General features: G+C 34.7%; 17 protein-coding genes. 4 read left to right on the forward strand and 13 right to left on the reverse strand.

The window, feature by feature from the left end; translation table 11 throughout:
- The 4 genes from ACIQ0D_RS00415 to ACIQ0D_RS00430 all read right to left on the reverse strand — a co-directional run.
- A partial coding sequence (locus tag ACIQ0D_RS00415) for a hypothetical protein (RefSeq protein ID WP_395802010.1) occupies positions 1-258 on the reverse strand: 258 nt, incomplete at its 3' end.
- Between the two features lie 69 nt (positions 259-327).
- A complete protein-coding gene (locus ACIQ0D_RS00420) occupies positions 328-1200 on the reverse strand; it encodes a glycine-rich protein (RefSeq protein ID WP_395802012.1) in 873 nt (290 codons plus the stop codon).
- Between the two features lie 14 nt (positions 1201-1214).
- Positions 1215-2684, reverse strand: a complete 1470-nt coding sequence (locus tag ACIQ0D_RS00425; RefSeq protein WP_395802014.1) for a hypothetical protein — start codon at positions 2682-2684, stop codon at positions 1215-1217.
- A 47-nt stretch (positions 2685-2731) separates the two neighbouring features.
- Positions 2732-4081, reverse strand: coding sequence for a hypothetical protein (locus ACIQ0D_RS00430; RefSeq protein WP_395802016.1), 1350 nt, complete (start codon positions 4079-4081; stop codon positions 2732-2734).
- A 694-nt stretch (positions 4082-4775) separates the two neighbouring features.
- Here ACIQ0D_RS00430 and smpB point away from each other — a divergent pair.
- Positions 4776-5225, forward strand: a complete 450-nt coding sequence (gene smpB / locus ACIQ0D_RS00435) for an SsrA-binding protein SmpB (RefSeq protein ID WP_090698302.1) — start codon at positions 4776-4778, stop codon at positions 5223-5225.
- 444 nt (positions 5226-5669) lie between these two features.
- Here the strand turns inward: smpB and ACIQ0D_RS00440 are convergent, their stop codons facing one another.
- The 3 genes from ACIQ0D_RS00440 to ACIQ0D_RS00450 form a co-directional block, all read right to left on the reverse strand.
- Positions 5670-6326, reverse strand: a complete 657-nt coding sequence (locus ACIQ0D_RS00440) for a protein-L-isoaspartate(D-aspartate) O-methyltransferase (protein ID WP_395802018.1) — start codon at positions 6324-6326, stop codon at positions 5670-5672.
- A gap of 66 nt (positions 6327-6392) precedes the next feature.
- Positions 6393-8876, reverse strand: coding sequence for a primosomal protein N' (priA, locus tag ACIQ0D_RS00445; RefSeq protein WP_395802020.1), 2484 nt, complete (start codon positions 8874-8876; stop codon positions 6393-6395).
- The gene (locus ACIQ0D_RS00450) at positions 8876-9262 is read right to left on the reverse strand and encodes a DUF423 domain-containing protein (protein WP_395802022.1); all 387 of its coding nucleotides are present in this window, start codon (positions 9260-9262) and stop codon (positions 8876-8878) included. Before ACIQ0D_RS00450 ends, priA begins: the two co-directional genes overlap by 1 nt.
- An 86-nt stretch (positions 9263-9348) precedes the next feature.
- Between ACIQ0D_RS00450 and ACIQ0D_RS00455 the strand changes: the two genes are divergently transcribed.
- Both ACIQ0D_RS00455 and ACIQ0D_RS00460 read left to right on the forward strand, forming a co-directional pair.
- Entirely contained in the window at positions 9349-10962 is a 1614-nt protein-coding gene (locus ACIQ0D_RS00455; protein WP_395802023.1) for a hypothetical protein, read from the forward strand.
- 6 nt (positions 10963-10968) lie between these two features.
- Entirely contained in the window at positions 10969-12408 is a 1440-nt protein-coding gene (locus ACIQ0D_RS00460; protein ID WP_395802025.1) for a DUF5723 family protein, read from the forward strand.
- Here the strand turns inward: ACIQ0D_RS00460 and tsaB are convergent.
- The 5 genes from tsaB to mscL form a co-directional block, all read right to left on the reverse strand.
- Positions 12405-13088 carry a tRNA (adenosine(37)-N6)-threonylcarbamoyltransferase complex dimerization subunit type 1 TsaB gene (tsaB, locus tag ACIQ0D_RS00465; protein WP_395802027.1) on the reverse strand — a complete coding sequence of 228 codons (684 nt, stop codon included), beginning with the start codon at positions 13086-13088 and terminating at the stop codon, positions 12405-12407. The two genes, ACIQ0D_RS00460 and tsaB, sit on opposite strands and share 4 nt — an antisense overlap.
- Before the next feature lie 50 nt (positions 13089-13138).
- A complete protein-coding gene (gene yidD, locus ACIQ0D_RS00470; protein ID WP_395802029.1) occupies positions 13139-13375 on the reverse strand; it encodes a membrane protein insertion efficiency factor YidD in 237 nt (78 codons plus the stop codon).
- A complete protein-coding gene (locus ACIQ0D_RS00475; RefSeq protein WP_395802031.1) occupies positions 13369-13761 on the reverse strand; it encodes a ribonuclease P protein component in 393 nt (130 codons plus the stop codon). The genes yidD and ACIQ0D_RS00475 overlap by 7 nt, the downstream gene beginning before the upstream one ends.
- A gap of 78 nt (positions 13762-13839) precedes the next feature.
- Entirely contained in the window at positions 13840-13998 is a 159-nt protein-coding gene (gene rpmH / locus ACIQ0D_RS00480; protein ID WP_079701901.1) for a 50S ribosomal protein L34, read from the reverse strand.
- A gap of 193 nt (positions 13999-14191) precedes the next feature.
- Positions 14192-14605 (reverse strand): large-conductance mechanosensitive channel protein MscL, encoded by a 414-nt coding sequence (mscL, locus tag ACIQ0D_RS00485; protein WP_395802033.1) that lies wholly within the window; start codon positions 14603-14605, stop codon positions 14192-14194.
- Positions 14606-14756: 151 nt separating this feature from the next.
- Between mscL and rpoN the strand changes: the two genes are divergently transcribed.
- Entirely contained in the window at positions 14757-16226 is a 1470-nt protein-coding gene (rpoN, locus tag ACIQ0D_RS00490) for an RNA polymerase factor sigma-54 (protein WP_395802035.1), read from the forward strand.
- Between the two features lie 13 nt (positions 16227-16239).
- Here rpoN and ACIQ0D_RS00495 read toward each other — a convergent pair whose 3' ends face one another.
- Complete coding sequence (locus tag ACIQ0D_RS00495; protein WP_395802037.1) at positions 16240-17256, reverse strand: type IX secretion system membrane protein PorP/SprF; 1017 nt, start codon at positions 17254-17256, stop codon at positions 16240-16242.
- Positions 17257-17481 lie beyond the last annotated feature (225 nt).

Raw genomic sequence — 17481 nt, forward strand, 5'->3', positions numbered from 1 at the left:
ACCTGTACCAATTTGACCACTACCAGGAAGAGCTATAAATTGCGCCGCCGGATTTACAGTCATATTTTTACCGTAGAAATAAGCAATAGCTCCATCTTCAATATACACTACCGCATTGGGACCAAAGATTACATCCCCATGCCATACCACTGGGGTACCCGCATTTATATTAAAGGCATCATTAATATAAGTAGTTGTTTGCGCTTTTAAGCCTAGCCAAAATAAGCAAAACGTTAAAAGCAAAAATATTTTTTTCATATTATAATTTCGTATAGTGTAATTTAATATAGCACTACGATATAAAAGCTATCTTAAAGGCAATACATCTTAATAGTAAATGGTTATTTTACCATGACCACTCGTGTTCACATTACCTATATTTAAGGTACCTGGCAAGGCTAAAGAGGTAGGATTGATCCAAGAAGAACCACCACCGCCACCACCTTGTGCAGCACCACCACCGGCACCACCACCACCGCCAAAATAACCAGCGCCGCCTCCGCCGCCACCATTATGTGTTGATGTAGCTACAATTCCACCCTTACCTCCTTTTAAGGCTGTACCTGCAGTGGCGAAAACTGTATTAAAATCCCAATAGATTCCACCAGCACCACCACTAGTTTGATTTGCACCAATACCTCTAACTCTACTGGCATTAAAACCACCTATACCATCAGCACCTAAAAGACCACCACCAGCCCCACCATGTGCAGTTGGCGAATAACCAGTATTACCACCGCCACCACCACCAGCAACTACAAGCGCATTAGCTTGAGTTAGAGGAAATGCAGAAGAAATTGCGCTTAATCCACCACCAGCACCAGCTATCGCCGTTGAATTAGTACAACGACCTCCATCTCCACCACCGCCATAAACAGCAATATTGTTTAGAGATTGACCACCTACGGTAACAGCTAAAACATCACCTGGATTTACCCTAATTCTGCATAATACCCTACCTCCAGCACCACCTAAAGAGGTTATAGTTGTACCTTGTGCTCCAATTACGTCCACATAAATTTCTGAAACTCCTGTGGGTACGGTCCATGTTTGATTTGTTCCAGTATATAGAAAAGTTACAACTGTGCGACTACTTGTTGTTGAAATACCATAGGGGGTACCCACCATCTGACTAAAGCCAATGGTATTGAATAATACCACAAAAGACAATAGCACTAAATATTTTATTCTTGTTATCATGCTAATTTTAAGAATTAAATTCCAGTAGCCATGTAAACATATACATATGTCCCAATTACCAGAAAAGTATACAGAGTTTCACTATTAGCAGTAGTTGGCGAATTGTGATTAGGTCCTTTGACAAAAAAACCGCTTGGTACACTAAAAGTTGAAGTCGCCCCAGTTGTGTTTACCCCTCTAACAGATAAAGTATAAGTACCACCGTCTTTAATATTAGTTAATGTAAATGCACCAGGACTAGCTCCTGTATAAGCCAAATTACTCTTTGAGAAGTCAATCGTAGTACTTGTACCTGCTCCATAAGAGGTTGTATTGGTTGATGAACCATTTACTTCTAAACGTGAGGTAGGATTAACAGTGCCAATACCAATATTATTGTTAGGTAAAATTGAAAGCACGTTGGTATTTGATGTTTGATTCCAAATATCAAATCTACTTGCATTAGCAGAACCTTGCCCTATCAACCTCCATGATTGTGCAGTACCAGTTCTAAAATCAATTGATGTTTGTCCACCAACAGAATTATTTGTCTCTAAAAATGCGGTTGTTGTTCCTGCTGAAAATAAATGCAAGGAGTGTCCTGGTGCCGTAGTACCAATACCTACGTTTCCATTCGCTTGCCAGGTCATTACATTGGATAAAGTTGTATTGTCACCACCATTGGTTAAAGCTAAATCCAATCTAGTATTTGCAGCAATAGCGGTAGAATATGACCCTAAATTAAACTGAGCAATATTATCCCATTTTAAACCTGAGAGTGTTGGTCGGGATAATCTCAGCACCTTAGCATCAGCATTCACAGTAGTAGTTGCAGGCAAAGCATTATGAATATGTAAATTGGTTGCTGGACTATTAGTTCCAATAGCTAAATTTCCTGCTCTCCAAATGCTTCCCGATTTATTATTTCCCGCATCATTTGTTGTATTAGCCAAGTAAAAAGGAGTGGAAGGAGCTACGGCATACGTTTTATAGTTAGAATTAGCATTATCGTAAGTCCAGGTAGAGCCATCATTGCCGATATATAAATTAGCAACAGCTGCTTTTAAAGCATTATTATTATTAGCTGCGGGATTAGTTTCATCAAAGATAGTAGCTGTGCTAGGTGACACGGCGTTTACATATACCGTTTTAGCAAATTCTAACGGAGGTGTTTCAACTGCCAATTTTACCCATTTAGAAGCAGTAGCACTCCAGTAATAATAACCAAAGCTTACATTATTAGGTGAAGTACCTGCTGTAGCGGTATTAAAAACCGTCAAACCATCACTTGGTGAAGAGACAGTTGTCACATCAGTAATTGAAGTAAGTGTTACACGAGGGAATAAAACCCCTTTTGTGGCACTTTCCATTTCCAATACAGCATTTGGGGAAATAATGGTAGGGTTATTTCCAATTTTTTGGGAAATAGACTGTGCTTGAGCATTAAAAGCTAAAACCAAGCTTAGGGATAGTATACTAATGATATATTGAATTTTATTTTTCATTTTTAATATTTTGAATGAGATATAAATGCGCTAATTATAACAATGACTTAATCAATTTTATACCAATTGGTTCCATCGCTTTGAATACGGATGGTGGTATTTATATTTAGGGTAGTAAAAGTTATCATTTCAGAAATTTTTATTACTCTACTAAACGTTAAAACATTAGCCGTTTCATCCGTTTTACGAATAACCAAAATTCTCCCTAAACTAGAAGTGGCTGCCGGGTCAGGTAAAGTAAGCGTGAAAGCGCCAGATGAAGCATTGGCCAAAATGGTATAATCAGTAGCAGAAATGGTATAATTTCCAGTTTTCTTAACGATAGATTTTAATCCTGGGCTAGTAGCTGCTAAAACTAAATCATCCACGTATTTTTTATTAGTAACATCTGTGGAAGCAGTTGGAGCATCGGCTAATTTTAATTTTTTTCCAGCTGGAAATTCTAGAGGCCCCTCCATAATATCACCCACAATATTCACATAACGAGCGTCTGTAGCTGCCAAATTAGTTGCTACCTCAAGCCAATCAGTCCCATTATAAATGAACGTACGCCCATTATTAGCATTATCCAGATTTCCCGAAACAATATAAATATCAGATTCCTTAGTATCATTACTTGTATTCGCATCTGTATTAACGGCAACTATTGCAGTAGAAGTGGCTGGTGTGATTACATCCCCTGAAAAAACTCTTCCTAGAAGAACAGCAACGTTTCCATTTGCAGCAGGCGCTACTCCATTAACGCTACGTACAGCACCTAATACATCGGTAACTGGTATTGATGAAACCGTTGTAAGATTTGAACCGGCAGTTTCTTGTTTAACATAACCAGCAGTAAGGCTTAAATTAGAACCTGTACCCCCTTTTGCAACAGAAACTAGTTCAGCTAAATTGGCATTTTTAACAGAGTTGTCTGATAGTTTATCGTTTGTTACGGCGTCATCAGCCAATTTTGAAGTGCTAATAGCCGCATCAGAAATAATTGGAGCTGCAGCTGTTGTGCCAGTTCCACCAAGGTCGCCTGCTAATTGAACCACACCTTTAATAGTAGTAGTTGCATTAACTGTTCCAGTCCCTAATGTAGATTTAGTCGCTATCCAACGCGTACCATCATTATAGTAAATGCCAGGAACAACATCATTCGGAGCAGTACCTGCAGTTGCAGTATTGTATAAAACCATTCCTGGTGAGTGCGCTGCAAGCGGACTCGGATTATCCGCAGATACTAATGCTACTCGAGGCATTAACAAACCTTTGTTAGTACTCTCAATTTCAAGAATTGAAGAGGGATTGATTGTTGTGGGATTAGATCCAATTTTAACCTGTGCACTCGCTATAGTAATTGAAAATGCAGCAAAGTATAAAAGTAGCGCCCCTTTTTTGAATAATTGTTTCATGTGTTAATTGTTGTATTGAACCTATTTTCTATGCTAAAAATTATTTTAAATATTGTTTAACCGGACTTTTTAATTTATTTCCATAAGCTATCCTCATTTTAAGGGATAGATTTAGTAAAATGGATATCAATTGATCAACCAGCTAGTTATTTTCTTTATACGAAATAATTAATCAAGATATTTAAACACATAGCGCAAATATTTTAGATTTATTTTACTAACAGTATAAAAAATGAAAATGAAATGATCGCTTTGATTAAATAATTAATCTTAAACGATTTTTCAAAATCATGCAAACATTAAAAAAAAAATTAATAAAATGGGTATATATACTCATTAAAAATACTCCAGTTTTAAGTTTGTGAACCAATTTTCAATATTTGGGAATTTTAATGACAATTTTATGACAATAATTAATCGATTTTGGACAAAAAAGAACTGTTTTTATTTTTTGTCTTGATTAGTCACCTTAAATTTATTTTCTCTTTATCCGAAAATATTAAGAGATTTTAACTCAAAAATGTCCAGTACAAGTAACTTGAATATTAACTGAATAGAAAATACAATTCAAGTAGTAAAAGCTTTACTAATTATAATCCTTTTCCTTTAAAAATAATTAGCACAGTATTGAGACAATAAAGGAATTTGAATGAGAGTTCTTGTTATGAATTATCTTTCGGATATTTGTGGAGTTATGGGAAGTGGAATTAGTATAAAAAACAAAAGAGCTTATTTTGAGTATCATATTCTCGATACCTATACTGCTGGTATTAAACTTCTTGGGACTGAAATAAAATCCATTCGTGAAGGTAAGGCAGATATAAATGATGCCTTTTGCACCTTTATTGATGGACAGTTATATGTAAGGAATATGCAGATTGCAGAATACTCTCATGGTTCTTTTTATAATCATGAGGCTAAACGCGATCGAATTCTGCTTTTAAATAAGAAGGAATTAGCAAAACTCCGCACAAATATTGAGGAAAAAGGCTTCACAATCATTCCTTTAAAAATATTTACTTCCGAAAGGGGCTTTGCTAAACTAGAAATTGGATTAGCTCAAGGAAAGAAAATTTACGATAAACGCGAAACACTTAAAGATCGTGATGCTAAGTTGGAAATGAGTAGGGCGATGAAAAGGTGATGGTAATCAGTTGTCAGTTATCAGTTGTCAGTTATCAGGATAGCGACATCATTTTACCGCTGGCTGAGGTTCTCGAAGCCCGTTCTTAAGAGTAGGAAAAGAGTTATCAGGATAGCGACATCTGAATTAGGTGGTTAGTTGGTTAGTTGGTTAGGCTAGCGACATCTGAATTAGGTGGTTAGGTGGTTATCAGTTGTCAGTTATCAGGATAGCGACATCATTTTACCGCTGGCTGAGGTTCTCGAAGCCCGTTCTTAAGAGTAGGAAAAGAGTTATCAGGATAGCGACATCTGAATTAGGTGGTTAGGTGGTTATCAGTTATCAAGCTAGCGACATCTGGAATGGCATTAGTATTCAATTAAAGTGTCATATCCGTTTGATCTATTGTCTCATATCTATTGTCTCATATCTATTGTCTCATATCTAAATACTAATTACTAACTACTACCAAGCCTTCTCACCCACCAGCGGTACAAATCGGAAGGTATCTAATACAAAACGTTCGAAATCATTCTCAGCGACTCTAAGTACAGTGATCATTTTTTGTGATTTTTCATCCCCAACAGGAATAACTAGAATACCACCAATTTTAAGCTGTTTTAGCAATACTTCAGGAACAAGCGGTGCTCCAGCAGTAACGATTATCTTATCATAAGGTGCATGTTCAGCAATTCCTTTAGATCCATCTCCATAGAAAAATTCAGCATGATAACCAATATGAGGCAAAACCTGCCTTGTTCGATTATATAAATTTTCTTGTCTTTCAATGGTATATACTTTTGCTCCCAATTCGATTAAAATACAGGTTTGATAACCCGAACCGGTTCCAATTTCCAAAACTTTATCACCTGCTTTGATATGCAAAAGTTCGGTCTGATACGCTACTGTGTAGGGTTGCGAAATAGTTTGCCCATCCCCAATAGGGAAAGCAATATCCTTATAAGCCTGATTCCAGAATGTTTCGTCGAAGAAAAAGTGACGTGGGACTTTCCCAATGGCTTTCAATACTCGCTCATCTCCTATCCCACGTTCTTTGAGATATTCCACCAACTTTTTCCTTGCCCCCTTCTCGCGGTAATGATCTACTAATTTATGTGCCATTTGTACACAAAAATAGTCTTATACGCTTGTTTTAAGAAATAAATAAATTAAAAACAGGAAATATTTTTAATAAGGATCAACGTCAATATGCATATAAACTCCTTTATTATTGGGCTGGCTATCAAATTGAATTAAGATTTGCTGAAGAGCCTCTTTAATTTTCTGAATAGACACCCCTTCCCTCTCCACTTTAATCAGAATAGTTTGAATATAATAATTTCGAATTCTACTAATCATTGGCGCTTCAGGCCCCAAAACACGATTACCAAAATTTGATCTCAATATTTTAGCTAGTGAATTAGCAATAAAAATAAGTTTTGATAGATCTTTATGTTTTACATCCAGTTGAATTAAACGATATAGAGGTGGATAATGAAAATTGCGGCGTTCTAATATCTCTGTATCAAACATCCCTTCATAATCATTTTTTATCACTTGGCTTATAATTCTGTGGGATGTATCATAGGCTTGAATAATAACTTTACCTTGTTTTTCACGTCTTCCTGCCCTCCCCGAAACCTGAGCTAGCATTTGATAACTACGCTCAAACGCTCTAAAATCAGGGTAATTTAGCATGCTATCTGCACTTATTATTCCAATGGTAGTTACATTGCCAAAATCAAGTCCCTTAGCTACCATTTGCGTTCCAACCAAGATATCAATCTTACCCTCCTCAAAATCATTTAAAAGCACCTGAAAACTATTTCGAGTTCGTGTTGAATCAAGATCCATTCGAGCAATACGTGAATTTTCAAAAATACGTTGCAGCTCATCTTCAATTTTTTCGGTCCCGAAGCCTTTTTGCTCAATTCGTGTGGATCCACAAGCAGGACAAGCGCTAACAATATCTTGTTTATACCCGCAATAGTGACAATGAAGCTTTGCACTACTTTTATGGAAGGTGAGACTTACATCGCAATTCACGCATTTAGGAGTATATCCACAGGTGGTACACAATAAAACTGGCGTATATCCTCGACGATTTTGAAATAAAATAACTTGTTCCTTTCGTTCTAAAGCTTCTTTAATTTCTTTAATTAAAACAGAAGTAAAATGCGATTGCATTGTTTTTTTCTTCGTTTCCTCGGCAATACTTACCACCTCAATTAATGGTGATTTAACACCCCCAAAACGTCCCTTTAGGGTAACGAGTCCATATTTTTTAATTTTAGCATTGTAAAAGCTCTCCATACTAGGAGTAGCCGAGCCCAATACTATTTTAGCTTGATGTAGATGTGCTAGGTAAATTGCAGTATCTCTAGCATGGTATCTTGGCGCAGGATCATATTGTTTATAGGATGACTCATGTTCTTCATCTACAATGATTAAGCCCAAGTTTTTGAAAGGAAGAAAAATAGACGACCTAGCACCTAAAACAATCTTATACTCTCCTTTTAATACCTTTTGCCAAACTTCGGCGCGCTCATTATCATTAAATTTTGAATGATAAACCCCAATTTGTCCGCCAAAATGCGCTCTCAAGCGCTCAATAACCTGAGTAGTTAATGCAATTTCTGGGAGTAGATATAAAGTTTGTTCCTCTTTAAGCAGCATTTGCTCAATTAAGCGGATGTAAATTTGAGTCTTACCCGATGAAGTTTCACCGTAAAGTAAAACTACGCCCTTTTCATTGAGCAGATCCTCCGTTTGCTGGAGAGCTTGAGCTTGAGCTTCATTAAGAACAAAATCATGGAGATCTTCAAGATCTTCGGAAGTTAAACGACTGATTACCTTATCTTCCTGTACAAATATCTCCTTATCAATCAGCACTTTAAGGATTGAAGAAGAAGTCCCAGAAGCCTCTAATAAATCAGCTTTTGAAATTTCGTTTTGTTGTTTTTCAAGCTTAAAATAAGCCAATAAAACTTCTAATTGTTTGGGAGCACGTTCTAGGACTTCAAATAAAGCCTTCCTATTTTCTGATTCTAAATACTGAGGATTAAGAATAATAAATGCCTTCTTACGAGGTTTGAATTTTTCGGTAATTTCTTCAGATATGATAATCACATTCTTTTCAAAAAGTGCTCTAAGAAGAGGGAAAACAGTTTTTTGACCTAAAAGTTTACTTATATCGCTTACGCTTAATTCGGGATGAAGCTCTAGCGCGTCAACAATTAAAAACTCCTTATCGGATAAGATACTCTTATCAATTTCTTCAGAAGTATTTAGGACTATTCTAGTTTCACTAGCAAGTTTTAAGGCGGATGGAAGCGCAGCTTGCATCACTTCACCTAAATGGCAGAGGTAATAATCTGACATCCATTGCCATAATTTTAATTGATTCTCATTAACAATTGGCTCATTATCAAGAACATCAATAATATATTTAGCCTCATAAAGTGCTGGAGGAGTTTCAGTAATCAAACAAATTATAGCAGTATAAATTTTACTACGGCCAAATTGAACTACTACACGCTTCCCGATTTCAATCTCATCTACAAATTCTTGTGGAACGCGGTAGGTATAGGTTTTAGAAATTGCTAAAGGAAGAATTACTTCAATAAAAATTGTCTTTCGAACAATGCCATCATTTTCATTAAACTCAAGCATTATTTATTTTTTAGCGTGGCAATAAGTAGAAAGACCCAACCCAAAATAAAAAAGAGTCCGCCAATAGGTGTAATCGGACCAATAAAACTTATTCCAGTAAGATTCAAGATTACTTTAGTAGACAATAAATATAGAGACCCTGAAAAAAGGAGGATCCCGATTGTAAAAAACCATGCAGATAAATTGATAGCGCGACTATCATTTTTTGAGAATGTAGCTAAAAAAAGTAGGGCAAAAGTATGGTAAAAGTGATAATCAACCGCTGTTTTCCATACTTCTAGTTCAGATGAACTTAGACGGCCCTTTAGTGTATGAGCTCCAAAAGCTCCTAAAATCACAGCAATCATTCCAAAGATGGAGGCGGCAATAATTATACGTTTATTCATGTTATTAATTTGATTGCTAATTTAATAAACATGTTTGCAATTCTTATTTGATTCATAAAAATTTAAATTTGTTTAAATTACCATCGATGAAAAGAATTATTGGGCTAATCACTGTTTTATTAATTACTGTGGGAGTCTTTGCATATTTATACTTCTCAAATTTGCATGTTGATAGCCGCAATAATACTAGGTTATTATCTGAAATACCATCTGATGCAAGTTTAATTTTGACTTTCCAACATGAGCAAGATTTATTCGATATACTGAAAGAGAATACACTTTTTGATACCATTGCAGGTTCACAACAAAAAGCAGAGATTCAATTTTTAAGATCATTTATATCAAAAAACAGCGCTTTGGAACCTTTAGTAAAAAGCCAAGTAGTGTTTTTATCATTTCATCCAACACAAGCAGCGCGTGTAGATTACTTATGGTCTATAAACATCAATAATATACAAAAAAAAGATGATATAAGCAAATTTCTGAACCTAAATAATGAATTCCAGCTTAAGATATTTAAAGAAAATGGAGTAGAGGTTTTTCAAATTGATTCACATTTATTAGAAGGACCTTTTTATTTAACATTTACTAAGGATATTGCCCGAGGAAGTTCGAATAAGAGTTTATTACTAGAAAGTTCAGACAAAGGTTCCGAGAAGATTGATTCAGAATTCATAAAAATCATTAATGAAGGGATTAGAAAAGATGAAAATGCGTTAGTAAATCTTTTTATAAATTATAATAAAAAGGCCTTAATAAGTCCGTTTTTAAATAGAACGATTAGTGGCAATTTCGCGTTGTTTGAGAGTTTTTTAGGCTATTCTAGTCTGACTCTAAACTATAAAAAAGATGCATTAATGTTCAATGGAGAAAGCTATCTTAAGCCTAATCAAAGCGCATATATAAAGTTGTTTTTGAATCAGTCTCCAGTAAAAAATAGCCTAAATCAGATTATGCCTTACAATACCGCTAACTCAATAAACTATGGCATATCTAATTTGAAAGCCTATCAATCTGACCTAAGAGAACTATTTAAGGAGAATAAAGAATTGGAAAAGCTTGAGAACCAGATGAAAAAAATCACATTAGAAACAGGCTTAAACCCAGATAGAGACCTTCAAAAATTATGGGGCAATGAATTTTCGACTATACAGCTTTCAACATTTGAGAATTTAGCCATTATTAAATTAAAGAACGGCACTCAAATGCAATTTTTTATGGAGATTTTAAGTTCATCTTATTCTGAGAATATAAAAAAAATGAATTATGGCGACATATTTTATTATTATTGGGGTGATCCATTAAAAAAATACGTTAAGCCATTTTACATGATTCAAGACAATTTACTGATACTTTCAAATTCGCCTAGCACCTTACAGAGATATCTAAAGGATTATAATTCCAATAGATTTCTTGTAAAATTAGATACTTATAAGCAGTTTGACCAATATGTTGCCGATCAAAGTAATATCTCATTTTTACTTCATTACAGTAATTCGGGGAGTTTACTGCAGGATTTATTGAAAAGGAATTACGCTGAAAATTTTAGAACGGGAAAAAGCGGGATTAAGGACCTTTATGCCTTTTCTTACCAATTAACAAGTAATAAAAGTCATTTTTTAACTAATATTTATACCGGATACAAATTATCAACAATACAAGAATCTGTTTTAAACGTAGATAGTTTAGACATTAATTAAATTTAAATGAGCAAAACTCAATTCCAGAAAAAATTATTGAAAAAATTTTTCGCATTGGCTACCTTTTTTTTGTTGTCAGGTATTACGGCAAATGCACAACAGTTTTCTCTTTACAATAGTCGCACACTGTATGACAGTTTTGAGAACCCTTCCCAAAGAGCCTATCAAGTGGATACCAGTAAGCGAATAGCCTTCAATTTTTTTATTCCCACAATTAGTTTCAATACTACCTTTTCTGGTCCAGCAGAATCATCGTTTAAGACATTAATTTACAATGGATTATTTAATGGGCGAGACCTTGTATTAGGACAAAACAGAAAAAACATTCTTACTTTAAATTCGAATAATTACATAGCGATGCTTCGAATATTAAAATCTGTAAAGAATTATCAAGAAATTGGTGTGTCCTGGCAAATTAGAAGTGATACACGAGCTGAAGTAACGAATGAGGTATTTGCGGTTTTTGATGATTATAGATTATTCGAAGGAAATGCTACAAATGATTTATTGAATGTAAATGCTTATAATCAAAACTATCATCAATTCAGTCTAGCTTACCGTCAAAACCCCACAAAACGATTGGCTGTTGGAGCAAAATTTAGTGTCTTGAGTGGCATTAGCTATAGTAATTTACAAGTTTCAAAGTCAGATGTTGAGATTGATGAATTAGCAGATATCATGAAAGTCTCATTAGCAGGTAGATTTCGATCAAGTTTCAAATTTGACAAGTTTCAAAATGAAATGATAAAACCTAATTTTAAAAATCCGGGATTTTCGCTTACAGCAAGTGCTAGTTATAAATATCGTAATGGCTGGTTTGTGATGTGGAATTTAAAGGATGTGGGATTCATTAAATGGAATAAAGAATCATTTGAGTACGATTTTGATACTGGGAAGATGATAATTAATAATGCCTCAAGAGAAAGTGCAGATGAAAGACTTGCCGATAGTATTGATCGAAAAATAAGTTTATCATCAAAAAATAAATCTTATTTGAGTGCATTAAATGGAAAATTAGAGGTATTATTCAATAAAAATTTCGGCAATTATAGGCCGAATTTGATTCTTTCAAAAAGCGTTTACTACAAAGGAGGAGATATCGCCTTGGTAAATAATTTCCATGTAAAAAACTATGTATTTACAGGAATGGCAGATTATAATACGAATGGGTTTTTACAGCTAGGCGGCCAATTTATGGTTAAGAAACCAAATTTTGAGTTCTATGGTGGCAGCGATCACTTGGTAAAAACAGTTGAAATATTTAAAAACGCCACCAACAATGGAAGTGAGTTTAGTAAGGGTTATACTGGAGCTTCCTTTTATATGGGTCTTGCATTTAAATTTGGGAGAATATTAGAGCATCCAGCAAACGCGACTCAAATTCCTGGCTTTACAAAAGACCCAGATGGAGGCTTTTTAAAGAAATTAATTAAGAAAAAAGACTAAATATTATCCTTTTTTGGGGTTGTTACCAGAAAATCTTTTAAATAAAAAGGTTCGAAATAAGCAACATCTTCAAATTGAGCCTGATTAAACTTTTGAATAGCTAGATCGTTTAAATGTGAAGCAGACGTTGAAAAATCTACGAAATTTATATTTCCATGATTGGAGAAAAGGGTCTTAAATTTATCAGATCCATCTCCAAATAAAAAAAGTTGATGCTTTTCGAATTCTTTAAATGATTCTTCATCCACAATTTTAGCACTTACTGCTTCCACAAGTCTTAAATCTTTGCGATATACCCCAGTATAAACCTCCATCCTTCTGGCATCTAGCATAGGAATTAAAAGTCCTGTATCAGGAATTGCCACAGTTTTTATTAATCCTGAAGCCATAGCTTCAATAGTATCTATCGCGATTAAAGGAATATCGAGCGCATAGCATAGTCCCTTAGCGGTAGAAACACCAATTCTCAATCCGGTATAAGAACCTGGACCCATACTAACCGCAACAGCCTGTAAATCAGAATAGTTTTTCTTAGCGTTTAACATCACTTCCTCGATAAAAACTGTAATTTGGCCAGCGTGTATATTTGATTCATTGAGTTCTTTAAGGGCAATTATATGTCCATTTTCGCTTAACGCTACTGAGCAAGTAGTTGTAGCAGTTTCGATAAGTAAGATCAAAGGATTTTTCATAGATACAAAGGAGCGAAATTATCAACAAATAAAAAACATCAAGGAACTGGATCATGACCATGAGCACCCCAAGGGTGACAGCGAGCGATACGTTTGATAGTTAACCAACCCCCTTTAAATGCTCCATGTTTTTGAATGGCTTCCAAACCATATTGGGAGCAAGTCGGATTAAAACGGCAGGATTGACCAAGAATTGGAGAGATTAAATACTGATAAAATTTAATCAGCAATAGGAACAGTGCAGAGAAGGCCTTATTTATTAATTTACCTAACATACTGGTTCAGAAATATTCTTCTTTAAACGTTGAATAGCACTAATAAATTTCTTTTCAAGACTTGCATATTCACTAATTTCATTGCCAATATAATTAATGGCAAGAATTATCTTTTCTGAACGCTGATTGAGGAATGGATAAAGCATTTCAGACTTATTCAAACGGTAAATTTCACGAATTCTACGTTTGAGTAAATTTCGGTCTACAGCTTTCTTAAATCTTTTTTTAGGAATACTAATCAGTATTTGAGCAGGAAAAGGCAAATCTGAATCGGCAGCTAACCAAATAATGCGGAAAGGATAAACTAAAAAAGAAGAACCATTATGATAAAGCTTATCAATAAGCTTTACGTTACATAATCGTTCTTCTTTGTTAAAACTGTTCATTTTGATTGTTTAATTAGCCTAAAATCAAGTAGAAAATAATCTACAAGATCGTAAAAGACTACGAAAATACAATCAAAGTTATGCTTTATGGCGACGTTCGTCAGATACTGATAGTCTCTTTCTACCTTTAGCTCTTCTAGAAGCTAATACCCTTCTTCCGTTTGCACTGCTCATACGCTCTCTAAATCCGTGCTTATTTCTTCTTTTTCTTTGAGAAGGCTGGAATGTTCTTTTCATGACTTTTTAATCTATTATTACTCTAAAAAACAGGAATGCAAATATAAGCTTGATTTTTCACAATTCAAACAATTGATTTAAAATAAGTCAATGTTTAAAAAAAATGCTTTTTTCAATGCTTTAAACAATTCATAAACACCTTAATTCAATCAATTAGCTCGAAACTTAACATATATGAATCAAATAAAGGCGATTATTTTGTTTGCTGCTTCAATAAATCTCTTATTTCTGTAAGCAGTGTTTCTTCCTTACTAGGTGCTGGTGGCGTAAGAGGTGCAATTTCTTCTTTGCGTTTCAGCGTATTCATAGTTTTTATGACTGCAAAAATACAAAAAGCAACAATCAAAAACTGAATAACGGCATTAATGAAATTTCCATAACGAATGGCAACTTCTTCTACCTTATTAACAGCATCCGCTGTAATTAGTATAAATTTCTTATCGGAAAAGTCAACACCACCCGTAAGAAAACCTAATGGCGGCATCAAAACATCATCAACCAATGAGGTAATAATCTTCCCAAATGCAGCTCCAATAATCACGCCGACCGCTAAATCGACTACATTACCCTTGGAGATAAATTCTTTAAACTCTTTAATAATTGCCATAATTATTCTAGTATTTTTTCCTCTAATCCACAATTATAAACTTTTTATTTAACCTAAACAAAAACAATTTTCTGTGAAGATGTTTACAATAATTACATTTTATCTATTCCATACGCCATTAATTGTGTAATTTTGTATTAGAATTTCTATCATGTTAAGACAAAATCTTCAGCAAAAGCTTCTTCAAAAACTTTCTCCACAACAAATTCAATTCATCAAATTGTTGCAGGTACCCACTGTATCACTTGATACAAGAATTAAAGAGGAGTTAGAAGAGAACCCAGCGCTTGAAGACATGAGTTTGGCAAACATGAATGAACCTATTGAAGAGTATCCTGATCGCGACCCAGATGACACTTTCAATTCGGAAGATAGTCAGGAAAGCATGGATGAATTTAATGTTGACGACTATCTTCAGGATGATAATATTAATGATTTTGGCTCTAAATATGAGCAAAACGGGGATGATGATGAGGAGCGAAAGGAAATTCCCATAGCGGTACAAAATTCATTCTTCGAGAGTTTACAAGCACAGCTAGATCTAGAACCCTTATCCGACAAAGACTTTAGAATTGGACAGCAGATTATAGGAAGCCTAGATGATGATGGTTATCTAAGAAGGCCGATAAACTCACTAATTGATGACCTTGCTTTTTCACAAAATGTATTTGCTGAGGAGGAGGAAGTATTGGAAATATTAAAAGTTATCCAAACATTTGACCCAGCAGGAGTTGGCGCAAGAGATTTACAAGAATGTTTATTGATACAGCTTCATAAAAGAGAACAAACACCATCTGTTGTAAAAGCTGTAAGAGTTGTTGAAGATTTTTTGGAAGAGTTTACGAAGAAACATTATGACAAGCTTGAGAGAGCCTTAAATATGGATTCGGAGGAGCTAAAAGAGGTAATCCATGAGATTCTTAAGTTAAATCCTAAACCAGGTGATTCGAATGCGGTAACCACAAAGCAGCTTCAAATTATCCCAGATTTTCATATAAGCAATAATGATGGCATATTATTTTTGACCTTAAATTCAAAAAATGCTCCTGAATTACGTGTAAGCAGATCTTACCAAGACATGTTTGAGCATTATGACAAATCGGCTCAAAAAGATAAAAAACTAAAGGAAGCTGTACAATTTGTAAAGCAAAAATTAGATTCTGCGAAGTGGTTTATTGATGCTATCAAACAACGTCAACAAACCTTGCTAAAAACGATGAATGCCATCATGCATTATCAATATGATTATTTCTTGACCGGCGACGATAAAAATCTGAAGCCAATGATTTTGAAAGACATCGCAGATCGAATTGGGATGGATATTTCTACTGTTTCGAGAGTTGCGAATTCAAAATATGTACAGACTGAATTTGGTACCTTTTTATTAAAATCATTTTTCTCGGAAGCTATTCAAATGGAAAGTGGCGAGGAAGTCTCGAACAAAGAGGTAAAGAAAATTTTGGAAGAATGTATTGGAAAAGAAGATAAAAGACGCCCTCTTGCGGATGAAAAGCTAACAGAAATTTTAAAAGAACAAGGTTATAATATTGCCAGAAGAACGGTAGCCAAATACCGCGAGGCGATGAACATACCTGTTGCGAGACTAAGGAAAGAGCTTTAAAAATGGGCTTTTCTTACCAACTTTTTTGAGGGCAGGTAACTTTATATCTGTTATTGAGATAAATACCTAGCACAACTTCGTGACTTCCATTACTCACTCGATTTAAACCCGAAGTAGTAAAATCATATGAATAGCCGATATTCATAAAAGATCCTAAATGAAATCCAGCCATTCCGGCAAATGCATCATCTTTCCGGAAGCTACCACCTACCCATAATCGATCTTTATAAGCAACTTTTAAGTTTACATCAACAGATGCTGGTACAGGATTTACTGATTTAATAAGAGCAGAAGGCATTGCAGCAAAATCATCTCCTAAATAGAATTTATACCCTAGGCTTGCAAAAAAGTGAGGAACATTACTGCCTTGATTATAATTAACAGGATCATCACTAAATCCAATGGGGTTTTTTAATAATTGTTGAGCCGAAATGCCTGCAAAAAAACGTGGCCCATACAACCATATTCCTGCACTCATATCAGGCTTAAACTGATTGAAATTATCCCTACCCATAGCCTGATCAGTTGGGTTTTCAAGTTGAACTTGTGTTTTATCAAGAAAAATTTTTGAAACACCTCCAGCAACTCCAACAGAAACATTAATCTGCTCAGTTATTCCGATGTGGTAGGCATAATTTAAATTTACATCAGTACGTGAAATAGGACCTGCTCTATCTGAAACCGCAGTAAATCCAACTCCATGATGAGGCTCGGAAGCCATATAATTTTGAAGATATGAGCGATTATTGGGGTTTGATCCCCCACCCTCCGCAACAGAAGTGGAAGTCCCATAACGGAATTTATTACCCAATGGAGCATGTATAGATACATATGATGTAACTGGAGCGCCACTTAAGCCTTGCCACTGACTCCTATATCCTGCTTTTACATCAATATAATTCTCTATACCTGCAATTGCTGGGTTTAAAACAAAATTATTTAGAATATATTGTGTGTACTGTGGTTTCTGCTGCGACTTTGCTGCAAAGCCAAAAAAAATACAGAATATTGTTATTACCGCTTTATTCATCCTTATCATTTTTGAGTCTGTTACTCATCCCTGTCATATTAACCTTAGCGGTTTAAATTTCAGGATTAAGGTAGTAAATAATGTTTCAATAAATAATATAAAGAGCAAATATGTTTAATAAAAACAATGACCATTATATTTTTGTTTCGGGTTAATATATTTTAAAAACAAAAAGTCAATTACCTAATCAATAAATTATTTCTTTTTAATTAATAATTATAAATA

This window comes from Daejeonella sp. (assembly GCF_044342615.1).
Classification (GTDB): domain Bacteria; phylum Bacteroidota; class Bacteroidia; order Sphingobacteriales; family Sphingobacteriaceae; genus Daejeonella.

Bases quoted from the DNA above. Each gene is read 5' to 3' on its own strand.
- ACIQ0D_RS00440 (WP_395802018.1), bottom strand. From the start codon at position 6,326: ATGGCACATAAATTAGTAGATCATTACCGCGAGAAGGGGGCAAGGAAA.
- rpoN (WP_395802035.1), top strand. From the start codon at position 14,757: ATGTTAAGACAAAATCTTCAGCAAAAGCTTCTTCAAAAACTTTCTCCA.
- rpmH (WP_079701901.1), bottom strand. From the start codon at position 13,998: ATGAAAAGAACATTCCAGCCTTCTCAAAGAAAAAGAAGAAATAAGCAC.
- yidD (WP_395802029.1), bottom strand. From the start codon at position 13,375: ATGTTAGGTAAATTAATAAATAAGGCCTTCTCTGCACTGTTCCTATTG.
- ACIQ0D_RS00475 (WP_395802031.1), bottom strand. From the start codon at position 13,761: ATGAACAGTTTTAACAAAGAAGAACGATTATGTAACGTAAAGCTTATT.
- ACIQ0D_RS00495 (WP_395802037.1), bottom strand. From the start codon at position 17,256: ATGAATAAAGCGGTAATAACAATATTCTGTATTTTTTTTGGCTTTGCA.
- priA (WP_395802020.1), bottom strand. From the start codon at position 8,876: ATGCTTGAGTTTAATGAAAATGATGGCATTGTTCGAAAGACAATTTTT.
- ACIQ0D_RS00450 (WP_395802022.1), bottom strand. From the start codon at position 9,262: ATGAATAAACGTATAATTATTGCCGCCTCCATCTTTGGAATGATTGCT.
- ACIQ0D_RS00430 (WP_395802016.1), bottom strand. From the start codon at position 4,081: ATGAAACAATTATTCAAAAAAGGGGCGCTACTTTTATACTTTGCTGCA.
- ACIQ0D_RS00420 (WP_395802012.1), bottom strand. From the start codon at position 1,200: ATGATAACAAGAATAAAATATTTAGTGCTATTGTCTTTTGTGGTATTA.
- ACIQ0D_RS00455 (WP_395802023.1), top strand. From the start codon at position 9,349: ATGAAAAGAATTATTGGGCTAATCACTGTTTTATTAATTACTGTGGGA.
- ACIQ0D_RS00460 (WP_395802025.1), top strand. From the start codon at position 10,969: ATGAGCAAAACTCAATTCCAGAAAAAATTATTGAAAAAATTTTTCGCA.
- ACIQ0D_RS00425 (WP_395802014.1), bottom strand. From the start codon at position 2,684: ATGAAAAATAAAATTCAATATATCATTAGTATACTATCCCTAAGCTTG.
- smpB (WP_090698302.1), top strand. From the start codon at position 4,776: ATGGGAAGTGGAATTAGTATAAAAAACAAAAGAGCTTATTTTGAGTAT.
- mscL (WP_395802033.1), bottom strand. From the start codon at position 14,605: ATGGCAATTATTAAAGAGTTTAAAGAATTTATCTCCAAGGGTAATGTA.